22 protein-coding genes are annotated in these 20761 nt (G+C 60.2%); 16 read left to right on the top strand and 6 right to left on the bottom strand.

The window, feature by feature from the left end; genetic code table 11:
- Positions 1-228 precede the first annotated feature (228 nt).
- The 4 genes from LB571_RS20250 to LB571_RS20235 are packed head-to-tail and all read left to right on the top strand — an operon-like array spanning position 229 to position 4960.
- A complete protein-coding gene (locus LB571_RS20250) occupies positions 229-1794 on the top strand; it encodes an ABC transporter ATP-binding protein (protein ID WP_015317888.1) in 1566 nt (521 codons plus the stop codon).
- On the top strand, positions 1791-2921 hold the full coding sequence (locus LB571_RS20245; RefSeq protein WP_140664462.1) for an ABC transporter permease: 1131 nt from the start codon (positions 1791-1793) through the stop codon (positions 2919-2921). Before LB571_RS20250 ends, LB571_RS20245 begins: the two co-directional genes overlap by 4 nt.
- The gene (locus LB571_RS20240) at positions 2921-3841 is read left to right on the top strand and encodes an ABC transporter permease (RefSeq protein WP_015317890.1); all 921 of its coding nucleotides are present in this window, start codon (positions 2921-2923) and stop codon (positions 3839-3841) included. The genes LB571_RS20245 and LB571_RS20240 overlap by 1 nt, the downstream gene beginning before the upstream one ends.
- A gap of 51 nt (positions 3842-3892) precedes the next feature.
- A complete protein-coding gene (locus tag LB571_RS20235) occupies positions 3893-4960 on the top strand; it encodes a BMP family ABC transporter substrate-binding protein (RefSeq protein WP_224597410.1) in 1068 nt (355 codons plus the stop codon).
- A gap of 76 nt (positions 4961-5036) precedes the next feature.
- Here the strand turns inward: LB571_RS20235 and rimO are convergent, their stop codons facing one another.
- From rimO to LB571_RS20210, 5 genes are all read right to left on the bottom strand, one after another.
- The gene (gene rimO / locus LB571_RS20230; protein ID WP_015317892.1) at positions 5037-6350 is read right to left on the bottom strand and encodes a 30S ribosomal protein S12 methylthiotransferase RimO; all 1314 of its coding nucleotides are present in this window, start codon (positions 6348-6350) and stop codon (positions 5037-5039) included.
- A 158-nt stretch (positions 6351-6508) separates the two neighbouring features.
- Positions 6509-7195 (bottom strand): TerC family protein, encoded by a 687-nt coding sequence (locus tag LB571_RS20225; RefSeq protein ID WP_023773709.1) that lies wholly within the window; start codon positions 7193-7195, stop codon positions 6509-6511.
- Positions 7196-7377: 182 nt separating this feature from the next.
- Positions 7378-7785 carry a DUF930 domain-containing protein gene (locus LB571_RS20220; RefSeq protein ID WP_041163455.1) on the bottom strand — a complete coding sequence of 136 codons (408 nt, stop codon included), beginning with the start codon at positions 7783-7785 and terminating at the stop codon, positions 7378-7380.
- Positions 7786-7841: 56 nt separating this feature from the next.
- Complete coding sequence (locus LB571_RS20215; protein ID WP_015317895.1) at positions 7842-8540, bottom strand: DUF2161 domain-containing phosphodiesterase; 699 nt, start codon at positions 8538-8540, stop codon at positions 7842-7844.
- Positions 8541-8594: 54 nt separating this feature from the next.
- Positions 8595-9434: a sterol desaturase family protein gene (locus LB571_RS20210; protein WP_224597408.1), complete on the bottom strand. Its 840-nt coding sequence runs from the start codon at positions 9432-9434 to the stop codon at positions 8595-8597.
- 383 nt (positions 9435-9817) lie between these two features.
- Here LB571_RS20210 and LB571_RS20205 point away from each other — a divergent pair, with 383 nt between their 5' ends.
- The 12 genes from LB571_RS20205 to LB571_RS20150 all read left to right on the top strand — a co-directional run bounded on the left by LB571_RS20205 (position 9818) and on the right by LB571_RS20150 (position 20006).
- A complete protein-coding gene (locus LB571_RS20205; RefSeq protein ID WP_023784107.1) occupies positions 9818-10051 on the top strand; it encodes a hypothetical protein in 234 nt (77 codons plus the stop codon).
- Between the two features lie 2519 nt (positions 10052-12570).
- Positions 12571-13800 (top strand): tyrosine-type recombinase/integrase, encoded by a 1230-nt coding sequence (locus LB571_RS20200; RefSeq protein ID WP_224597405.1) that lies wholly within the window; start codon positions 12571-12573, stop codon positions 13798-13800.
- 406 nt (positions 13801-14206) lie between these two features.
- Entirely contained in the window at positions 14207-14410 is a 204-nt protein-coding gene (locus LB571_RS20195) for a helix-turn-helix domain-containing protein (protein WP_224597402.1), read from the top strand.
- A gap of 80 nt (positions 14411-14490) precedes the next feature.
- Positions 14491-14841: a hypothetical protein gene (locus LB571_RS20190; protein WP_224597400.1), complete on the top strand. Its 351-nt coding sequence runs from the start codon at positions 14491-14493 to the stop codon at positions 14839-14841.
- Entirely contained in the window at positions 14838-15014 is a 177-nt protein-coding gene (locus LB571_RS20185; RefSeq protein WP_224597397.1) for a hypothetical protein, read from the top strand. Before LB571_RS20190 ends, LB571_RS20185 begins: the two co-directional genes overlap by 4 nt.
- Positions 15014-15598 carry a hypothetical protein gene (locus LB571_RS20180; RefSeq protein WP_224597383.1) on the top strand — a complete coding sequence of 195 codons (585 nt, stop codon included), beginning with the start codon at positions 15014-15016 and terminating at the stop codon, positions 15596-15598. The genes LB571_RS20185 and LB571_RS20180 overlap by 1 nt, the downstream gene beginning before the upstream one ends.
- Positions 15599-15686: 88 nt before the next feature.
- Positions 15687-15977, top strand: coding sequence for a DUF6074 family protein (locus LB571_RS28975; protein WP_224597380.1), 291 nt, complete (start codon positions 15687-15689; stop codon positions 15975-15977).
- 100 nt (positions 15978-16077) lie between these two features.
- A complete protein-coding gene (locus tag LB571_RS20170; protein WP_224597378.1) occupies positions 16078-17145 on the top strand; it encodes a hypothetical protein in 1068 nt (355 codons plus the stop codon).
- Positions 17142-17738 carry a ribonuclease H gene (locus LB571_RS20165; protein ID WP_224597374.1) on the top strand — a complete coding sequence of 199 codons (597 nt, stop codon included), beginning with the start codon at positions 17142-17144 and terminating at the stop codon, positions 17736-17738. The genes LB571_RS20170 and LB571_RS20165 overlap by 4 nt, the downstream gene beginning before the upstream one ends.
- 6 nt (positions 17739-17744) lie before the next feature.
- Complete coding sequence (locus LB571_RS20160; RefSeq protein WP_224597371.1) at positions 17745-18125, top strand: helix-turn-helix domain-containing protein; 381 nt, start codon at positions 17745-17747, stop codon at positions 18123-18125.
- A complete protein-coding gene (locus tag LB571_RS20155; RefSeq protein WP_411969717.1) occupies positions 18125-18604 on the top strand; it encodes a terminase small subunit protein in 480 nt (159 codons plus the stop codon). The genes LB571_RS20160 and LB571_RS20155 overlap by 1 nt, the downstream gene beginning before the upstream one ends.
- Complete coding sequence (locus LB571_RS20150) at positions 18579-20006, top strand: hypothetical protein (RefSeq protein WP_224597366.1); 1428 nt, start codon at positions 18579-18581, stop codon at positions 20004-20006. Before LB571_RS20155 ends, LB571_RS20150 begins: the two co-directional genes overlap by 26 nt.
- A 3-nt stretch (positions 20007-20009) precedes the next feature.
- Here LB571_RS20150 and LB571_RS20145 read toward each other — a convergent pair whose 3' ends face one another.
- Complete coding sequence (locus LB571_RS20145; RefSeq protein ID WP_224597363.1) at positions 20010-20690, bottom strand: hypothetical protein; 681 nt, start codon at positions 20688-20690, stop codon at positions 20010-20012.
- Between the last annotated feature and the right edge of the window lie 71 nt (positions 20691-20761).

Genomic DNA, 20761 nt, shown 5'->3' with positions numbered 1-20761 from the left:
GGCAATCTGCCTGGGTTTTCAGCGCGCTGCCGCAGCCGCGAGCATGGTTTGCCCGAAAAGCCGGCCCGCCATATGCTTGTGCGAAGGAAGGCTGATCTTTGCCCTTGAGTTTCCGCTGAAATTCTTGAAGCTCTTTCAAGTTGGGTGCTGCTTTCGCACGAGAGCCGGCCGCGCATACGATGCTTGCGGGAACACAGAACATGTCCGGTAATCCGGACGGGAGGCACTGTGAGTGCAAATCATGATGGGGCGAACCTGCTCGAGGTTCGGGGCCTGACCAAGATATTCGGCACGCTGACAGCGTGCGATCATATCGATCTCAACATCGCCAAAGGTGAAATCCACGCTTTGCTCGGTGAGAACGGCGCCGGCAAATCGACACTGGTCAAGATGCTGTTCGGCTCGCTGGAACCCAATTCCGGCGAGATTTTCTGGAACGGCCAGGCAGTGCGGATCACCAGTCCAGGCGTTGCCAAAAAGCTCGGCATCGGCATGGTTTTCCAGCATTTCTCGCTGTTCGAAGCCCTGACGGCCGCCGAGAACATCGCGCTGTCGCTGGATGACGGCTCGCCGATCGGCAGCATCGCGGCCAAGGCGAGGGCGCTTTCCTACAGCTACGGCCTGCCGCTCGATCCGGAATCGCTGGTCGGCGATCTGTCCGTCGGCGAGCGCCAGCGCATCGAGATCATCCGCTGCCTGCTGCAGACGCCGCAGCTCATCATCCTGGACGAGCCGACATCGGTGCTGACGCCGCAGGAAGCGGACAAGTTGTTCGAGACGCTGGAACGCTTGCGCGCGGAAGGCAAATCGATCCTCTACATTTCGCACCGGCTCGAAGAGGTCAAACGCATCTGCGACCGCGCCACGGTGCTGCGGCACGGCAAGGTGGTCGGTCACTGCAACCCGCGCGAGGAGACAGCCTCATCGCTCGCCCGCATGATGGTCGGCAACGAAGTGCAGGCCGTGGTGCGCGCGCCGGTCGAGGGGATCGAAACCGCGCAGCCGCTGCTCGAAATCCTCAACCTCAACCGCAAGCCGGCAACGCCGTTTTCCATTCCGCTCAAGAACATCAGCCTCAATGTCCGCGCTGGCGAGGTGATCGGCATTGCCGGTGTCGCCGGCAACGGCCAGGGCGAGTTCTTCGAATCCGTCTCCGGCGAGGTTTTGCAGCAGGATGCCGCTTCGGTGCGCATCCGCGGCAAGAACGCCGGCAGCCTCACCATTACCGGGCGGCGCCTGTTGGGGGCCGCGTTCGTGCCGGAGGAGCGTCTCGGCCATGGCGCCGCGCCGCGCATGAAGCTCTCGGAAAACCTCCTGCTGTCGCGCCATGCCACGGACGGCAAGGCTTTTGTCGGCAGCGGCGGGATGGTCAAGAGCGGCGCCGTCTATGCCGCCTCGCAGCGCATCATCGAGGCGATGGATGTGCGCAAGAGCGCCCCGGATCCTGAAGCGGCAGCACTTTCGGGCGGCAATCTGCAAAAATTCATCGTCGGCCGCGAGCTCGATCGCCGGCCAAGCGTGATGGTGGTGAACCAGCCGACCTGGGGTGTCGACGCCGGAGCCGCAGCGCACATCCGTCAGGCCTTGATCGAGCTCTCTCGCAGCGGATCAGCGGTGCTGGTGATCAGCCAGGATCTCGACGAGCTGTTCGAAATATCGGACGCGATCGCCGTCATGCACAATGGAGAATTGTCCAGGCCGATGCCGATCGCCGAAGCGACTTTCGAGAAGGTCGGCTTGCTGATGGGTGGCGCCGAGCCCGGCCACGCCGAACATACGCTGGAGACGGCATGATGCGCCTCGAACTCGTCAAACGCCCGCAGCGCTCGGCGCTGTTTTCGATGCTGTCGCCGTTCATCGCCTTCGCGCTGACCATCATTGCCGGCGCGGTTCTGTTCGCGCTGCTCGGCGTCAACCCGCTGAATGCCTTCCATATCTATTTCATCGAGCCGATCAGCCAGGTCTGGCAGTTGCACGAGTTGGCGATCAAGGCAGCGCCGCTGATCCTGATCGCTGTCGGCCTGTCGGTCTGCTACAAGGCCAACATCTGGAACATCGGCGCCGAAGGCCAGTTCATCTTCGGCGCAATCTTCGGCTCGATCATTCCCGTGCTGTTCCCGCAATTCGATGGCCCGCTGGTGCTGCCGCTGATGCTTCTGCTCGGCATGGTCGGCGGTGCGGCCTACGCGGCGATCCCGGCCTTGCTGAAGACCCGGTTCAATACCAACGAGATCCTGACCAGCCTCATGCTGGTCTATGTCGCGCAGCTCTTCCTCGACTGGCTGGTGCGGGGTCCCTGGCGCGATCCGCAGGGCCACGGCTTTCCGCAGACGATCCAGTTCGGCGACGCGGCCGTGCTGCCGGAACTGATGCCCGATGCCGGGCGCGCCAATTGGGGGTTTGTGTTTGCCCTGGTGGCCGCGGTGCTGATCTGGATCCTGATGGCCCGCATGCTCAAGGGCTTCGAGGTCCGCGTGCTGGGCTCCAGCCCAAGGGCAGGGCGCTTCGCCGGCTTCGGCCTCAACCGGATGGTGTTCTTTGCCTTCCTGCTATCGGGAGCGCTGGCCGGCCTTGCCGGCATCTCCGAAGTTTCCGGCGCCATCGGGCAACTTCAGCCCGTGATTTCGCCCGGGTATGGCTTCACGGCCATCATCGTTGCGTTCCTCGGCCGCCTCAATCCGCTCGGCATCGTCGCCGCGGGCCTGGTGCTGGCCCTGACCTATCTCGGCGGCGAGGCCGTGCAAAGCGCACTCGGCATTTCCGACAAGGTGGCGAGGGTGTTCCAGGGCATGCTGCTGTTCTTCGTGCTCGGCTGCGACACGCTCATTCATTACCGCATCCGCTTGATCGGTCTGGCGCTGACGAAACAGGAAACGCCCGCGAAGCTCGAGGCCGCACCAAAGTTGAAGGAAGCCCGCTGATGGACATCACCGTCAACATCCTCCTGACCATAGCCACGGCGGCGACGCCGCTTTTGATCGCGGCGATTGGCGAACTGGTGGTCGAACGTTCCGGCGTGCTCAACCTCGGTGTCGAAGGCATGATGGTCATGGGCGCCGTCGGCGGCTTCGGGGCCGGCTATCTGACGGGATCGCCCTGGATCGGCCTTCTGGCGGCGATCGTCGTGGGCGCGCTGTTCTCCTTGCTTTTTGCCGTGATGACGCTGTCGCTGGCCACCAACCAGGTGGCAACAGGCCTGTCACTGACGCTGCTTGGTCTCGGCCTTTCCGGCATGATGGGAACAAGCTTCGTCGGCCAGCCCGGTGTCAGGCTGCCCAATCTCGATATTCCCGGCCTCAGTTCCATACCGGTCGTGGGCAGGCTTCTTTTTGGCCAGGATCCGATCTTCTACATTTCGATCGCGCTGACGGCCGCGGTGATGTGGTTCCTGTTCAAGACGCGTACCGGCCTCACGCTGCGCTCGATTGGTGACAGCCATGCCTCGGCGCATGCGCTCGGCATCAAGGTCATTCGTTACCGCTATCTCTCGGTCATCTTCGGCGGTGCCTGCGCCGGTCTCGCCGGTGGGCATCTGTCGCTCGTCTATACGCCACAGTGGGTCGAGAACATGTCCGCGGGCCGAGGCTGGATCGCACTCGCACTGGTGGTGTTCGCGTCCTGGCGGCCATGGCGGGTACTGGCCGGCGCCTACATCTTCGGCGCGGTGTGGATCGGCCAGCTTCATGCACAGGCTTTTGGCATTCCAGTGCCCTCGCAGATGCTTTCTTCTCTGCCCTATCTGGCAACCGTCGTGGTTCTCGTTCTAATCTCGCGCAACAAGCGTCTGACGATGATGAACACGCCGGCATCCCTGGGGCAGCCATTCGTTCCGGATCGTTGACAACAAGAACAAGACGGGAAGCTCCAAGGCTTAACTCAGAGAGGTAACACAATGAAAAAACTGCTTATTGTCCTGATGACGACGACAGCGGCTTTGTCGCTGGCCGTGTCCGCGGAGGCCGCCGACAAGTTGAAGGCCTGCTGGGTCTACACCGGCCCGATCGGCGATTTTGGCTATTCCTACCAGCACGACCAGGGACGCCTCGAGGTCGAGAAGGCGCTCGGCGACAAGGTCGAGACTGCTTACCTGGAAAACGTCTCCGAAGGCCCCGATGCCGACCGTGCTTTCGAGCGCCTGGCGCGCGAAGGCTGCAAGATCATCTTCGGCACCTCGTTCGGCTTCATGGACGCCGAAGTGAAGGTCGCCAAGAAGTTTCCCAAAGTGATGTTCGAGCACGCCACCGGCTACAAGACCGGGGACAATCTCGGCATCTACAATGCCCGCTTCTATGAAGGCCGCTATGTGCTCGGCCAGATCGCCGCCAAGGAATCGAAGTCCGGCGTCGCCGGCTACATCGTCTCCTTCCCGATCCCGGAAGTGGTGATGGGGATCAACTCCTTCATGCTCGGCGCGCAGTCGATCAATCCGAACTTCAAGGCCAAGATCGTCTGGGTCAATTCGTGGTTCGATCCGGGCAAGGAAGCCGACGCCGCCAAGGCGCTGTTCGACCAGGGCGCCGACATCATCGTCCAGCACACCGACTCGACCGCGGCCCTGCAGGTGGCCGAGGAGCGCAAGTTGCACGGCTTCGGCCAGTCGTCCGACATGATCAAGTTCGCGCCCAACGCGCAGCTGACCTCGCTGACGGACGAATGGGGTCCGTATTATATCAGCCGCGTGCAGGCGGCCATCGACGGCACCTGGAAGCCGGACAATGTCTGGCTCGGCATCAAGGACGGCGCGGTCAAGCTCGCGCCCTACACCAACATGCCCGACGACGTGAAGGCGATGGCCGAAGCGACCGAAAAGAAGATCGCCGGAGGCTGGAACCCCTTCACCGGGCCGATCGCCAAGCAGGACGGCTCGGCATGGCTGAAGGACGGCGAGGTCGCCGACGACGGCACGCTGCTCGGCATGAATTTCTACGTCAAGGGCGTCGACGACAAGTTGCCGCAATAGGCAGCACGCCACGTCTCTATGGGAAGGGCGCCGCGAGGCGCCCTTTTTCATTTGGATGGTGAACTTGACGGAAGGCTCAGACAGCCGAGCCGTAGAGATCGTAAGCGTCCGCGCGCTCGATTTTGACGGTGACGATGTCGCCGGCGCGCATCGGGCGGCGCGACTGGATGTGGACCGAACCATCGATCTCGGGCGCATCATATTTGGTGCGACCCTTTGCCGAAGTGCCGTGCGCCTCGTCGATCAGCACCGGCAGACGCTTGCCGACCTTCCTGGCCAGCTGCGCTGCCGAGATCTTCTGCTGGCGCTGCATGAAACGATGCCAGCGCGCTTCCTTGATCTCCTGCGGCACTTGCTCAAGCCCGAGCTCGTTGGAGCGGGCGCCTCTGACCGGCTCGTATTTGAAGCAGCCGGCGCGATCGATTTTCGCTTCATCCAGCCAATCGAGCAGCATCTCGAAGTCGTCATCCGTTTCGCCGGGGAAGCCGACGATGAAGGTCGAGCGGATGGCGAGATCCGGGCACACGTCGCGCCAGCCGCGAATGCGCTCCAGCGTCTTTTCGCCATGGGCGGGCCGGCGCATGTTCTTCAGCACCTGTGGCGAGGCATGCTGGAAGGGGATGTCCAGGTAGGGAAGGATTTTTCCTTCGGCCATCAGCGGGATGACGTCGGCGACGTGCGGATAGGGGTAGACATAATGCATGCGCACCCAGATGCCGAGCTTGCCCAATTCCTCCGAGAGATCGAGGAATTTCGCCCGCACTTCGCGGTCGCCGAACATGGACGTCTGGTACTTGATGTCGATGCCGTAGGCGCTGGTATCCTGCGAGATGACGAGCAGTTCCTTGACGCCGGCCTTGGCCAGTTTCTCGGCTTCGCGCAGCACATCGGCGGCCGGCCGCGAGACGAGATCGCCGCGCAGTGCCGGAATGATGCAGAAGGTGCAACGGTTGTTGCAGCCTTCCGAAATCTTCAAATAGGCATAATGGCGCGGCGTCAGCTTGACGCCTTGCGGCGGCAGCAGGTCGATGTAGGGATCGTGTGCGGGAGGGGCGGCCTCATGGACCGCGGCCATCACGCTCTCATAGGCCTGCGGGCCGGTGATCGCCAGCACGTTGGGGTGCTTCTCGCGGATCACGTCCGGCTCGGCGCCCAGACAGCCGGTGACGATGACCCTGCCGTTTTCCGACAGTGCCGAGCCGATGGCGTTGAGCGACTCGTCGCGGGCGGAGTCGAGAAAGCCACAGGTGTTGACGACAACGAGATCGGCGCCGTCATGCTTGCGGGCGATCTCGTAGCCCTCGGCCCGCAGACGCGTGATGATGCGCTCGGAATCGACAAGGGCTTTGGGACATCCGAGACTGACGAAGCTGACGCGTGGGGCGGACATGGGCAATTTTCCAATGGACGCGAACCGGAAACACCGATCCGGCCCGCAGTCTCAACATATGATGGCTTGCATGGCTCCTGGCAGGAGCTCAATTTGGGCGGCGCAATAGCACGGCTTGCTCAATCAGGCAAACGGAGCCCTGCGGCCCGACATTTGCGTCAGTGCCCGCTTGACCCGAACCAGGGTGACAGGAAGGCGAAATGATCGGGGAATTGCTGCACGGCTCCGTCCAGCAGCATCTTGACCGCGACATAGAGGATGATGACCAGGCCGATATAGGCAATCCAGCGGTATTTGTGCAGCAAGCGCGCGACGAACGACGCCGCAAAGCCCATCAACGCGATCGACAGCGCCAGTCCGACAATCAGCACCGTCGGATGGTTCATAGCCGCTCCCGCGACGGCCAGAACATTGTCGAGCGACATCGAGACGTCGGCAATGACGATCTGCCAAGCGGCCTGCGAGAAGGTTTTGCTCGGCCCCTTGCCGCCAATGACGCCGTCCTTGTCGAAGTCGCCGTTCGACAGCGCTTCGGTGGCGTCGCGCTCGTCGTCGTGGCTGACACGCAATTCGCGCCACATCTTCCAGCAAACCCACAGCAAAAGCAGGCCGCCGCCGATAAGCAGCATGGGACCAATGGTCAGCAGCCATTGCGTGATCAGGGCGAAGAAAATGCGAAGAACGGTGGCCGCCGCGATGCCGACAAGAATGGCTCGCTGGCGCTGGCTGGCCGGCAGGCCGGCAGCGGCAAGGCCGATAACGATGGCATTGTCGCCCGCGAGCGCAAGGTCGATGGCGATGACCTGAAGGAGAGCCGAAAAGCCCGCGGCGGTAAATATTTCCATCGACCTGGAAGCCCTTCGTCGAGTGTTCGTCGTCGATCGTCCGAACGGGCCTAAAGGCATGGTCCGCTGGCGTCAAGTGCGGCAACGGGCAACGCTGGAAAACCATTTTCGTGGCGGTGGAATTGCGGGAGGTTCTCGACAGCCGCCGGCACAAGCCGGAGGCGGCGCAAGCCCGCGAGAACCTAATCGTAGAGATTGTATTTCGCCCAGTCGGCTTCCGGAATCTCGTCGCCGATCCGATAGCGGAGCTGGAGAACTTCCATGTGGTCCGGTCCCGTCTGGCATTTGAATTTCAGCCGGTACCATTGCCCCTTGCTGCGGAACGCCGCACCCGGACTCCGGATTGCGTCGGCGCTCATCTCCGGCGTCGCGAAGGCGTAAGCGACGACGCGGTCGGCCTTGAACTTGCGATCATCGTGGGTGATCCGGTCCAGGATTTCGGCATCGCAACGCTGTTCGAGGCGGGTTTGCGGATCAAGTTTCATCAGCCCGGCGCGCAAAGCGTTGTCCATCGCACTGGCCGGAAAGGCCAGCGTCAGGGACGCAATGGCCATCATGCAGAGTGTCTTCATGGGCGGGACAAGCAACATGTTTTGTCTGAAAAATCAACCAATAGCGGCGGTTCATGCTCGGCAAACCCCGGCATTCAGAGGTCCGGCGCAATCAAAATCTCGTGTCGGGCTTCATCGTGAGCGACCTGCGGCCAACGAACCAGCGAAGCTCGGCCGGCATCCGTGAGATCATAGAGACCACGCTCGACCCTTGCGAACCAGCCATAGACATTGTGCTGAAGAATCTTCGGCGCGATCGACGTCAAGGCTTTCAGATCGCGCGGCCGTTTGGGGCCGTCCGCAAGCGCGGCGGCGCAGGCGAGGGCGCTCTGCCGGTAGGCGGTCATGATCGGAGTGCGCGATCCGCCGCCAGCGACAGGATCGCCGCGGCGGCGCTGATGCTCATCGACAAGGCGAGAACGCCGTCGCGCATTTTTGCGCGGTGCCTGGGCGACCGGACTGAGAAGCACTTCGACCCTGTCATTGGCGGTCACCGCGAGCAGGCCGAAGCCAAGCCGACGGCAGAGATTGCGGAACCTGGCATCGCTTTCGCGCCCCTTGCCCCGCGCCGACATGCGCGCTGCCAGCCAAACTTCATCGCAAGCAGCCGCACGGTCGACGCCCTGCAGAACCAGTTCGAGATTGAACTGCAGCTTCAGCTCGCAGATGACGACGATCGGCGGCTCTCCCTCGCGCAGCGCGACGATGTCGCAACCGCCGATTTCCCCTTTCACGACGAAGTCGAGGTTTTCGAGGAAGCGCTTCACCGGCGCGTAGAGTGAGGTCTCGTTCATGCCTCGAGGCTTAGCCGATTCGCCATGAAAGGCCTCGGCACCGTGGCCCCGAACTCATCTGTCGACATGCTCGATGCCCGGCGTGTCCGGCAACCAGCCTGCTTCGACGCTCGGCGCTGCCCGTTTCGACGGCTTCCTGTGAGGCAAGAACGGATAGCCGAGCTGGCCGAAATAGCTGGAGGGGATGGGATCATCGACGCCGTATTTCTCGGGCAGCTTGTTGCCGGTGGCATTGTAGGTGCCGAATATCACGTCGAGGAACGGCAATTGGCCGGCGAAGTTCTTGTCGTAGGCTGTGCGCTGGTTGGCATGGTGCCAGCGATGGAACTGCGGGCTGGCGATCAACCACTTGAAGGGGCCGAACGCAATCCGCAGGTTTGAATGAACAAGCATCGTGTGGCCGAAGTAGATAAGCGAAAAGACGGCGAGTGAGGCGTCGGAGAAGCCAAGGAGGTAGATCGGCGTCAACGATATTGCCTTTGTGACGATCGCGTCGACCGGGTGGGAATGGAAAGCGCCGAGCCAGTCCAGCTCCTCAATGCCATGGTGTATCGCATGGAATTTCCAGAGAGCGGGGATTTTATGGAAGGCCCGATGCGCCCAATAGACGCCGATATCGGTGATCAGGATCATTTCCGCAACCTGCAGCCAGATGGGCTGGCCGCTGACGGCCCGCGTTACCGATTGCGGGACAAAGATCGCGGCGGCTTCGAGGGTGCCGAGCGCCATCATGGCCATGGCTGCCTTTATGACGAAGGTGTTGAACAGCACATAAATCAGATCGACATCCAAGCCTTTGCGGAGGACGTTCTGCGGCTGCTCGGCAAACAGATGTTCGAACGGAATGAAGATCAGCGCACAGATCAAAAGCGCCTTGATGCCAAAGATGTCCATCCGCCCCTATCGCCCAGCCTGTCGCCGGCACGCCGCCAGCGCTTCAACTCCTCAGCAGAACCACATCTCCCTTTCCAAAGGCTGAAGGGATCTCCGATAATGCTTATGGCCGGCATGTGATCGCCACCGATGTCGCAAGACCGCGAGACGCGTACCGATCGTCCTTGCGAAGGGCGTACGCAGCCATCTGTCCTTGTGTCACATCGGTGTCGCAACCGCGCGATATCTGGACAATGCGCGCTTGTCGAACGCAGCGCAACGCGCGTCCTTCCAGGACTAACCCCTCCGGTCCCTGCCGGCGGGGTTTCTCATTTTCAGAACCATATTGTCGGTCGCGAGTTGTCCTTGCTATTGTGGCATTGCGGTCAGCAGGGACGCCCATCATGGATGCAAGCGAAATGAGTGCGATCGGCGATACCCTCATGAGGATCGTCACGCCCGACATGTCTCCCAAGCAGCTCGTCAAGGCTGCCCGGAAAGCGCACCCCAAGGCCTCCAAGAAGGATATCGCCAGAGCAGCCTTCTTTTCGATCATCGCGAACGCCGACCGGGACATCGGCAAGGCCAGGAACCTGCAGGCGTTTGCCATCGCGGAGCGCACACAGCAGTCCGACTGAGCAAGGTGGCGACCTTCGCCTTTGTGCAACATGCGGGCGGCCCGGCGAGGAGGGGTGGGACGCCGCCGGGCCTGACCAGCGGTGTTGGGTTGGGATGATTACCCGCCAGCTTGACCGTTAATACGCCAGCTTCCAGAAACGGCATCATTCAAACGGCGGGAGACGGTCGGGTTGCACCAAGCGTCGGGGCCACCAGACGAACGCGCAGCGAAAAGCGACCGAGCCAAAAAATCTGGCTGACATGTCTCCGGCTAAAAGCCAAATAGCAAACGCCGATCGTTTGCCGGGCGGAGCGGTTGCGGCGGCTGTTGGGCTAACACGCTATCTCACGGTCCCGTCTCAGGGAACCAATCCGCTGCCGATCTGTTGTTTTGGCAGCGTGGAGATGTCCCCTCAACTCCTAGCCGAATGGCCCGCTGCGCTCCTCCCGGAGGCGGCGGGCTTTGCTTTGTTGGAACCCGAGCCCCCCGACTTTGTTTTGGTAGAGAACAGGAGGCGCATGTGGAGCCGAAGTCATCACGCGAACTGCCAGGTCCAGAACCCCGCAAGGACCGAGGAAGGGACACCCGAAAAGCGATTGCCAAAACACCTGACAAGGCCAATGATTGGGACCGTGATGCCGTGCATGGAGATGGCGACACGATCGACATTCAGCCTGAGCCGGGCGTGGAGTCGAAATAGCCGTCTACGGTTGGGTCGCCCCCGCAACCAACTTCGCCGCCCATCGTTGACCTATGCTGGTTGATCCCAGCACTCCAGAACTTGCCCGCCGGTTCCCACCTGGCGGGCCTTTTGCTGGTGGGTTGAAAAATATGTGCCGGTCATGAAGGCTCGGAACTGGTCCGCTTCCCTGTTATCGGTTCGCCCCTTTGAACTGCCTCCTGCCCCGGCCGAAGGCTTTTTTGCACCCGCGCAGCTGGGAGGTGCCGCCATTGGAACCAGCCGGGAAACAACGCGGTCGGCACGGCGATAGTCCAGAGGGAACAAGCGATTGCTAACGCATAGCAGTTGGCCGTGACATCATCACAATGACGGACGACTTACCCCGCCACATGTGAAAGCTTCACAGGGCGTATGAGGGAATGGCCGGTGAAGGATCAAATTGTCGGATCACTTCGGTACCATCCGAAGCCTAAATGCATCGCGTGGCTTCCAGCGTCAGCAACGCTGGAAGCCGAGCGAACCGAGCGAGACGCCAAGACCGCTGGCCTCAGGCGACTGCGGGCTTACTCGGAATGGCTCGTTCGCGACGATCTAGCCTCGATGCGCGATCAGATTGACTGCTCGGCTCTTCTGTAGAGCGTCAGCCGGCTGTGGCACGGCCCATGCCTTGCGAGAGGGAGCTAGAGCAAGACTCGCTGCTATAGCGCTACCCATTGCCGTTTGCGGGCTATCTGGGCGCTGGCGATGTCATCGAAGGCGCATTCCATGCTCAGAGCATAAATCGAAACGGATTCGCTATCAGTCTCCTGTTTGTCACGCTGAGCGGACTGGCTCCGCCCGGCGGGCTTTTTTGGTCCTATGACGTCCTGCGGTTTTTTGAACCGGGAGCGCTAGGTGGAATGGTGCGGAACGGTGTGGAATCGTTCGTTCTAGTTGCAACAACTGCAGTAACGGTTGATTCAACCATTGCTGGTATTTATTCCATTGTATGGTGGCGGCTCCGACAGTGCGGCGGGGGCTGGGTTGCCGGAGCCGCCTGCGCAGTCCGGTTGGGATTTGACCGCGCTGTCTCAGAATAGGACAGCGCGGTCAATGATTCGTTAATCGTGACAGTTTCGCCGGTCGGGCGTCAGCAGTAATCTGTAGCTTTCGACGATGGCAATGATCGCCTTGGACGCAATGGAACAATTCCGTGTGTCGGAGGCGGCCCGCCGGCTTGCGTTTCTCCGGTTTTATTGCGCTCTCGCCTCAACCCTCTCAAGGCACTGAACGGGAATATTAGGCCATGTCGCCTTGGCGCATTCCGATGCCGTAACGGCCACCACGGGCTCGCCTTGCACACTGGCCGCTTGGGTAGGCGTGGATGCAAGGAGGAATGTTTGCGTCAGGAGGGCTGACAAGGCTGCAACTTGAACAAGCACGGCGGCAAAGGCGATTTTCTTGAGCATGCCGAGAGAACGCGGTGGATAGCTACCGGTTCCCTGTGCCCACCATGCCCAAAATCATCGTGAATGGTAACTACGAGACGCTTTACGGCCCTTGCAGTCACCCGTTATCGGCTCTCAAATCGGCGGCCCCAGATGCCCGTCTCGAACTCGACCATGGCACCCGCGGATGATTTGGTGAAGATGTTGCGGCACCACCGCAGCCAAGCGGGCAGGGGATAGCGGTGGGGTCCCTATCTGATTCATAGAGGTTGTGGCGGAGGGAGTGTCATTTAAATCTCCGTCCTTCAACGTTTGCTGATGTATCAGAAACCCGTTGATTTCCATGGGTTTCCGCCATTCTATGTTTGCTGTTATCCCCGCCAATCCGCTAACATCATGCTTCGAAGTTAGGCACGGAGTTGCTGGGATATGGTTCGCTCACTGAACTTGCTCGCCGAAACGACCATCCGAAAGAAAGACTTGAAAGCGGGTCGCTATAGCGACGGCGGCGGGCTCTATCTGCGCGTGAAGAAGGAAGGGACTAAGTCCTGGGCCTTCATCCACTTCAAGGGCTCGGGCAAGGGCCGTGAGTGGAAGGAAGCCGGGCTGGGATCTTATCCCTCCGTCTCGCTCAAGGACGCGCGTATCGCCGCCACAGACTGCCGCGACCGCTTGCGACGGGGCCTGGAACCGATCGACACGGAAGCCAAGACAGAGAAACCGACGTTCGCGAAGTGCGCGGAAGACCTAATCGCTGCTGTCGGGAAGGGCTGGCGGAACGCCAAGCACAAAGCCCAATGGGAGATGACCCTCGGCGAAGCATACTGCAAATCGATCCGCTCCAAGCCGGTGGATAAGGTCGACACGGCCGATGTTCTACAGATCCTGAAACCGATCTGGTTCGAGAAGCCCGAGACGGCGCAACGCTTGCGTGGCCGAATTGAAAGAGTGTTAGATTCGGCAAAGGCTGCTGGTCATCGATCTGGCGAAAATCCAGCCCTGTGGCGCAGCCATCTGCAACACCTCCTGGCGAAGCGTAAGAAGCTCTCACGCGGGCATCATGCAGCGATGCCATACGCGGACGTGCCGGCGTTCGTGAAGCGCCTCAGGGCCTCTGAGGCTATGTCAGCGAAGGCAATGGACTTCCTCATCCTGACGGCGGCGCGCTCGGGCGAAGTGCTGGGCGCCAAGTGGGCCGAAATCGATCTGGACGAAAAGGTCTGGACCGTGCCGGCTGACCGGATGAAAGCCGGCGTCCTCCATAGGGTGCCGTTGCCTGATGCCGCCCTCGCTATCCTGACACCGCTCAATGAGACGCGCGTGTCGGACTACGTCTTTCCGGGCGAAAGCAAGCGGCCGATTGATATGCCGCTGTCGGTTATGGCGATGACGATGCAGATGCGCCGCATGGAAGTCGGACAATTCACGCCACATGGTTTCCGCTCGGCGTTCCGTGATTGGGCCGGCGATCAAACCAGCTTCCCGCGCGAAGTCGCCGAAGCAGCTCTTGCCCATAAAGTCGGTGATGCGGTCGAGAATGCATATCGTCGGTCGGACGCTTTAGAGAAGCGGCGCAAGTTGATGGCGGCATGGTCGAACTATTTGGTGGCACCATTGAACAAGGGTAACTTGCGGCTGGTCGGGGGAAACCGACAATAGCTGTTTGCTGGCATCCGCAGTGTCTTGACGGTCGAATTTCTCGGGCCGATATTGCTAACTGATTTGAGGGACCGGACCTATTCGCGGCTTGATTCTGAGCCGGCCGCGATACCGCGTGGGGCGCGGTGGTTCCCGCTTTTTTCCGTGCATAGCCTGGGAGGGCAATTTTGGTCTGTGGGACCATCGGCGCGTTAGTGCGCCTGTTCCTCAGAACCAAAAGAGAACGCTCGTGGGGAAATCCTGTGGAAAAGTCAATCTCTCGAATGAGTAACTGTCTGAATTTTAAGCAGGAATTTTACGCCTGTGGAAACCGGGTATCGCTCGATTTTGGGGTCGTCCGCGAGTCCTGACGATGGTAATATCTCCGTATTGATTTGTTGGCGTCTCGAAGGAAGGAAGGAAGGAAATGAACAGTAGTCCAAACGCCTTTACTGTCGCTGATTTTTGCGACGCTTACGGCATCCGCCGTAACTCAGCATATCTCGAAATGAAGGCCGGTCGGCTGGAATATCGAAAGGCAGGCAGGAAGACTTTGATCCGCAAAGTTGATGCCGATGCCTGGCTGGATAACCTTCCGAAAGGGACGCCGGACGTAAACGAAGGGAAGTAAGCGGTCTCGTCGCCAAACCAGCCGCCTACTTCCCCTTTTTCATCACCCTCCCAATCGCGGACCTAAATCGGAAAGGAAGAATGACAATGCAGGACATAGCAGGCGGGCCTAAGCCCGTTAACTCACATTCGAAGACAGCGAACAAGAAACTCACCCTCACGGTGAAGGTCCAACCAGGCGGGCAAACCGTCCATCTTGAGGGGCGGGCCGCATGGGCAATGAAGCAATTGATCAACGCCGGTGCGCGTGGCGTCACACCGCTTGATCTGCCGACCGGTGTTCGAATGGCGCACTACATCTTCTTGCTTCGGCGCCACTTCGTGATCTCGACCAGACACGAAAGCCACGGCGGAGACTTCGGCGGGACACATGCGCGGTACACCTTGGAGACCTCTGTCAGCATCACTGAAGACATTGCGGAGGCTGCATGAGCGCGGCGGTGGACATGTCGCCGGTTGCCGCTGCCGCAAGCTGGCTGGCAACTGGTTCGGCGGATCGCTCCAAGCCGGTCGTCCCTCAACTCAGACAACGTTTCGGCCTTACCGCCTTACAAGCTGTGCAGGCGATGCGCGAAGCGAACCTCGGGAAGGCGAGGGCGCATTGATGGCCTTTCGCAGCGAACGAGATAATAGCCGGACCGAGCGGGGCAAACGGTTCTCGCTGGTGAAGAAGCACACTCAGCCTCCAACTGATCAAGGCGGATGGATGGCCGAGACCCGCGACTTCTTGGAGTCGTCGGCCTATAGAACCCTCAGCACAAATGCCAGACGGGCGCTCGACCGGCTCAAGATAGAGCATATCGGCCACGGTAGGACGAACAATGGCAAATTGATCGTTACCCATGAGCAATTCATTTCCTACGGCGTCACCGCCGAGTATGTCGGCGACGCCCTGGATGAACTGGATTTCAAAGGCCTCTTGAAGATAAATCGAGGTCGTGCTGGCAATGGGACAGCCCACCCGAACGTCTTCCGGCTGACCTTCGATGGTGATTTCGAGGGTGCGGCAGCAACGAATGACTGGCGTCGCTGTACCGACGATCACGCCAAACAATGGGTCGAGAGCGTCAGGGATCAGCGCAAGGCCAAGCGGGCGGGCGTAGGACGAAAGCGTAAACCCTCGCTTGGGGTTTCCGAAACCCCTCCGCTTCGTATTCCCGAAGTCCGTCGCGCTGTCGGCGCGAGGTGACACATGCCAAACCGTTGCAGCGCAAGGCTCCAGCCAATTTCGGGAATACGAAGGGCTATATATAGTTTGGCCGGTACGGGGACATGCCATGCGACATGATGGCCTGACTGTCCCAGCATGGACGCCCTCAGCATGCGAAGTCGTACCCTTTCCAGCGAATAGGCGGACAGGAAAGATCCGTCGCACGGCCGAAATCCTGGGCGACCGCCACGGGAAGGGCGCTGACCGATACTGGCAACAGGTAATCGGTGGCATGCGGTCTCAAATGGAAAAGGCTGGCCTGCAGAGCCGTGTGATCGAGACAGAGTTGCAGGGTTTTGCCGACGCGGTTTTCGCAAGGATGTCCGGTTCCCGCCCATACGATGGTGATGCGGCGTGATCCGATCCACTTTCGCCCGCACCAGCGGGCGGGCAGCAAATCTATCAGCAGGCGAGCGGCAATTGCCCTTGCTAATCCAAATTCGAACAAGAGGTTGAAGATGACTGACCTAGCTTGTTTTCCAGCATTTCCGACGCAGCCTGATGACGCCTTTGTGGCCAGCTGGCTGGCTCACATAAACGAAACCGGCTACCCTGAGACCTATCCGAACGTCACCACGACCCATCCGCCGAAGCATGGCAAGGTCGTCCTTCTGTCGGGCGAGGTCAAAGTGCCGGTGCTGCGGCGTGAAGGGCAAGAATGGGTGCCATGCCCAATTTGCTCGCCGACGGGAAAGAAGTTCAAAGTCGGACGCGGCGCATGGTTCCCGAAAGAGAAGGCGGTCCGGTTCATTGGACACAAGTGCGCCGCGAGGCATTTTGGCGAGCTGTATGCGGAGGCTGAAGAGCGCTTCAAGGTTGATGCACGATGCCGGCACCTGCTCCTGTCATGGAAGTCGTTGGCGGCCCGACGCGGCGATTTGCTCACGTTGTTTGATGAAATCCGTCCAACTGCCGAAGCTCTGGCCTTTGTGCGAGAGCAGATCGATGATCAGGCGCCCGGCTTCGCGGATTTTTTGTACACGGATCTGCATAAGCGCGGCGGCGAAATCAGCATCAAGAACGACACTGGTCTTCGCGACCAAAAAGGACAGGTGATCCTTGATACCGTGGTGCTCGGGCAAGCCTATGGCTATGTCTTCTTGAAGCGAGGCTTTGGACCTCAAAACGTGCTTCGCGAGGCAAAAGCCTTTCTCGCGACGATGGACACGCCGTTGCCGGCTTGGTCCCCGGGTGAGACGAACGACGCCGCCACACTGGAAATTCTTAGCCGGGGCGGCCAAGCGATCAAGATGATGGGCGCTGTCCGGGAGACGGTGGCGCTCATCTCCAGTGCTCAACTATTCTTGGGCAATTTCACCCTTGCCTTGTTGGAGCGGTGGGGTCGCAATGAACAATCACCTTTCGGCTCACTCGCCTTCAACAAGTCCGGCAACCAGCTTTTACTGCGGTCCGTGTCATTTGCCGGTGAGCACTTCGCGAACGCGCTCTTCCCGGACGCTACCCTTGCTGATCTGCCATATAACCGCTCCGCGCTGGACCCGCTGACATCGGAGCGGCAACATTGACCGGCCCCGACAATCCGAAGCCCGTAACGTTTGCAAACGTTACCAAGCGTTTGCAAACGTTACATCACGACGATGGGCTGGTGGTCTATGCAGACGGCGCTTGCGAGCCGAACCCTGGCGCCGGCGGATGGGGCTTCGTCGCCTATCATGACGGCGTTGAAGTTCACTGCGAAAGCGGTGGCGAGGCCGATACCACCAATCAGCGAATGGAATTAACAGCGGCTCTCCAGGCGTTGCTCTGGCTTAGCGCAAACCAATCTGCTGCCCCAGTAGCCAGGCTCTTCTCAGACAGCAAATATACCGTCGATGGGTGCAATGACTGGCGTCATTCGTGGAAGGCCAAGGGCTGGAAACGGGGCGGACCCAACGCCGGTCCACAAAAAGCGGCTATCGCGAATCTCGACTTGTGGAAGGCGCTTGACCTCGCGCTGACCACAACGCCGATCACGCTGGAGTGGGTACGAGGCCATTCCGGTGTGATCGGCAACGAGCGCGCCGACGAGCTGTCCCTTCTGGGACGGGCTGATGCGCTGCCTCCGGCAATGCCAACCTCGCTCGATATGATCCGTCAGCAACTGAGATACGAGGTGTAGCCCTTGATGTCGCAACGCAACAGCCGCGCAGCGCTGCCCTTTTATGCCTACTCGTCTTTCAACAAGAAGGGAGGGAAGACCGTCGACCTCGTTGCTCGCCGCCGCAACAAGGCGCTCGACATGTACCAGGAGATGGGCACCTACGAGGCGATAGCAGAGTGTCTAGACATTTCGCCTACGACCGTTGTCCAATACGTCAAACGCGCGCGGATAAAGGGCGATGTCAGGGTGCAGCGACCTTTCAAGCATCGCGGCCGCCAACTCGCTCTTCAACGGCGCAAGGCCATCAGCGACCTCAAGGCTGTGGGCCTGTCGTCGCGGGAGATTGCCAAGCGACTGAACATCAATGTGCGCCTGGTGCAGATCCGATTGAGGGAAGGGCGATAGTGGCCAGGCCAAGCGAGTTCACCCAAGAGATAGCCGATACGATCTGCGAACAGCTTGCAGACGGCCAAAGCCTCCGTTCCATCTGTGAGGCTGACGACATGCCCAACCGTGTAACAGTTCATCGCTGGCTGCTTGATCCGGCCCGCGAGGCTTTTTGCAACCAGTACGCGCGCGCGAGAGAGATCCAAGCCGACACCCATGTCGACGAAATGCCCGACATCGCCGATGACAGCACCAATGACTGGATCAAGCGGACGAAAGGTGACGGGTCGACGGAAGACGTGTTGAACAGCGAGAACATCCAACGGTCGCGGTTGCGCATCGACACGCGCAAATGGATCGCGGCGCGGATGCGGCCGAAGAAGTACGGCGACAAAGTTGCGCTGACGGATGGCGACGGCGGCCCGCTTGTCGTCCAGGTGCTGAAGCTGTCCGAGCAGGAAGCGCCGGCCGATGCCGACAATTCAGCTTCCCAATAGCGGCTGGCGCCCTCGCTGGTATCAGAAAAAGGCTTGGGACACATGGGAGCAGGGGTGCAAGCGCCAGCTCCTGTTCTGGCATCGCCGCGCCGGCAAGGATGAAATCAATCTGAACATGCATGCCGTGTCTGCGCACGAGCGGCCTGGAACGTACTGGCACATGCTTCCCGAGGCCTCACAGGCGCGCAAGGCGATCTGGAATGCCGTTAACCCGCACAGCGGCAAGCGCCGCTTGTTCGAGGCCTTCCCTGAGCCGCTAATCGAGAACATGAACGACAACGAGATGTTCGTCCGGTTCAAGGTCGGCTCGACATTTCAGGTCGTCGGCAGCGATAATTTCAATTCGTTGGTTGGCTCGCCACCGGTCGGTATCACCTTTTCGGAATGGGCAATCGCCAACCCAGCCGCATGGGCATACCTGTCGCCGATCCTAGCCGAGAATGGCGGCTGGGCCTCGTTCATCACGACGCCGCGCGGCAACAACCATGCGAAGGGCATGCTCGATGCCGTCAAGGACAACGTGTTCCACCCGGTGACAAACCCGCGCGGCTGGTTCAGCGAGGTGCTGCCGGCCAACGTCACGGGGGCGATCGACGAAATCACCATCGAAGAGCAGCGGGCCATCTATGTGGGCCTGTTCGGCAAAGAGACCGCCGATCTGCTCATTGACCAGGAATATTACTGTTCGTTCGCTGGCGCCCTCGTAGGCTCCTATTGGGGCTCCGAGATTGCCAAGGCCGAACGCGAATTGCGGATCGGTTTCGGTGTCGTCGAAGTCGATCCAGCCTATCCGGTTCATACCGCTTGGGATCTGGGGAAGGCAGCCAACAATCCCATTTGGTGCTTCCAAGTCCGCAATGGCCTGCCGATCATTGTTGATTTCTACCTACCGGACAGCGAAGACATTGCCGACTGGTGCAAGTGGCTCAACGACAAGGGCTATAACGGCAACGACTATGTTCCGCACGACATCCTGCACCCGCAGTGGGGAACCGCGCGGACGCGTCTGCAAACCCTCAAGGACCACGGTCGCAAGCCGAAGATGGTCGGCATAGCGAGCTTTGCCGATGGCGTGAACGCCGGCCGCCAGACGATCAAGCTTGCGCGCTTCAGCAACAACGAGCGCGTGGCCGATGGCGTTGAAGGGCTCAAGGCCTTTCGCCGAGAATGGGACGACGACAAGAAGGCGTTTCGAGACACGCCAGTGAAGAACTGGGCGGAGCACTACGCGTCGGCATTCCGGTATCTTGGGCTCGCGTGGCGAGAGGCCATCGTAGCCGTGTCCAAGCCACCGGAGAACAAAGGAACCTATCAGGCCATGCCGGATGGCTCGATCCGGAGCGGTCAGACAGTGAAAGAGGCCGTTGATGCGATGATACGACGCCGGCGTAGCGCTAGGTAGCGCTTATGGCTCCGGGTTGGCGACCCAATAGGTGTAATAGTCCCCTATGAGGGGGAAATCGATAAAACCTGCATCCTCAACCCATACCCGGACCTTCTGGTATTTCCCCTCATCTTGAGCCGCAATCGCCGCCGCGCAGGCGTCAAAAGCCGTCTCAAACTCTTGTTCTTCCGAGCCGGATAGTTGGTCGCCCGATCCAAGGTAGAGTTTGGCGAACGCATTGCGGTCGACGTCCGCATAGCCCGCCATAACCGGTACAGGACCGCCAATCAGCCCGTTCTGCTCCCTAAGCATTTGCTCTACTGTGGCTTCAAAGGCAGATGGCGTCTGCAACGCGTGCGCGAGTTCAGCAGCCCAGTCCGGGTGCAGAGATTCCCATAACGCCAGATGCTTAGTTTTCTCAGCAGAGGGCAGAGCGGACTGGCGACGCCAATACTCCGTGATCATGCCGAGAATTTTGGGCGCAACAAAAGAAGCGTTGGAGCTGTGACGCCGTTTGAACTCGTGAAAGGCCTCGCCCATCGCCCGCACCTTACCTTCAGATGCAAACTCGTGGATGAGACCCAAAATCGGGTCCGATGTACCTGCATTCCCAGGAACAGGTTTATTAGCCAACCGCAAATTAACGTTAGTTGCCATGGTCGCGAAGGCTGCGGCCAGACGCTCCTGATCTGCTGTGTCCATCCTGTAAACCCCTCTCAATGCTTATTTGACGACAGATGGCCCTTACCTGAAAGGCTTTCAAGCGGCTTATC

The sequence above is a fragment of the Mesorhizobium sp. BR1-1-4 genome, from assembly GCF_020165375.1.
Taxonomy (GTDB): Bacteria; Pseudomonadota; Alphaproteobacteria; order Rhizobiales; family Rhizobiaceae; genus Mesorhizobium; species Mesorhizobium australicum.
The sequence above is the reverse complement of the archived record's forward strand: the minus strand, read 5'-3'. Positions and strand labels throughout refer to the sequence as shown.

Coding starts and splice junctions, on each gene's coding strand:
- LB571_RS20245 (WP_140664462.1), top strand. CDS start 1,791: ATGATGCGCCTCGAACTCGTCAAACGCCCGCAGCGCTCGGCGCTGTTT.
- LB571_RS20240 (WP_015317890.1), top strand. CDS start 2,921: ATGGACATCACCGTCAACATCCTCCTGACCATAGCCACGGCGGCGACG.
- LB571_RS20235 (WP_224597410.1), top strand. CDS start 3,893: ATGAAAAAACTGCTTATTGTCCTGATGACGACGACAGCGGCTTTGTCG.
- rimO (WP_015317892.1), bottom strand. CDS start 6,350: ATGTCCGCCCCACGCGTCAGCTTCGTCAGTCTCGGATGTCCCAAAGCC.
- LB571_RS20225 (WP_023773709.1), bottom strand. CDS start 7,195: ATGGAAATATTTACCGCCGCGGGCTTTTCGGCTCTCCTTCAGGTCATC.
- LB571_RS20220 (WP_041163455.1), bottom strand. CDS start 7,785: ATGTTGCTTGTCCCGCCCATGAAGACACTCTGCATGATGGCCATTGCG.
- LB571_RS20215 (WP_015317895.1), bottom strand. CDS start 8,540: ATGAACGAGACCTCACTCTACGCGCCGGTGAAGCGCTTCCTCGAAAAC.
- LB571_RS20210 (WP_224597408.1), bottom strand. CDS start 9,434: ATGGACATCTTTGGCATCAAGGCGCTTTTGATCTGTGCGCTGATCTTC.
- LB571_RS20205 (WP_023784107.1), top strand. CDS start 9,818: ATGGATGCAAGCGAAATGAGTGCGATCGGCGATACCCTCATGAGGATC.
- LB571_RS20200 (WP_224597405.1), top strand. CDS start 12,571: ATGGTTCGCTCACTGAACTTGCTCGCCGAAACGACCATCCGAAAGAAA.
- LB571_RS20195 (WP_224597402.1), top strand. CDS start 14,207: ATGAACAGTAGTCCAAACGCCTTTACTGTCGCTGATTTTTGCGACGCT.
- LB571_RS20190 (WP_224597400.1), top strand. CDS start 14,491: ATGACAATGCAGGACATAGCAGGCGGGCCTAAGCCCGTTAACTCACAT.
- LB571_RS20185 (WP_224597397.1), top strand. CDS start 14,838: ATGAGCGCGGCGGTGGACATGTCGCCGGTTGCCGCTGCCGCAAGCTGG.
- LB571_RS20180 (WP_224597383.1), top strand. CDS start 15,014: ATGGCCTTTCGCAGCGAACGAGATAATAGCCGGACCGAGCGGGGCAAA.
- LB571_RS28975 (WP_224597380.1), top strand. CDS start 15,687: ATGCGACATGATGGCCTGACTGTCCCAGCATGGACGCCCTCAGCATGC.
- LB571_RS20170 (WP_224597378.1), top strand. CDS start 16,078: ATGACTGACCTAGCTTGTTTTCCAGCATTTCCGACGCAGCCTGATGAC.
- LB571_RS20160 (WP_224597371.1), top strand. CDS start 17,745: ATGTCGCAACGCAACAGCCGCGCAGCGCTGCCCTTTTATGCCTACTCG.
- LB571_RS20150 (WP_224597366.1), top strand. CDS start 18,579: ATGCCGACAATTCAGCTTCCCAATAGCGGCTGGCGCCCTCGCTGGTAT.
- LB571_RS20145 (WP_224597363.1), bottom strand. CDS start 20,690: ATGGACACAGCAGATCAGGAGCGTCTGGCCGCAGCCTTCGCGACCATG.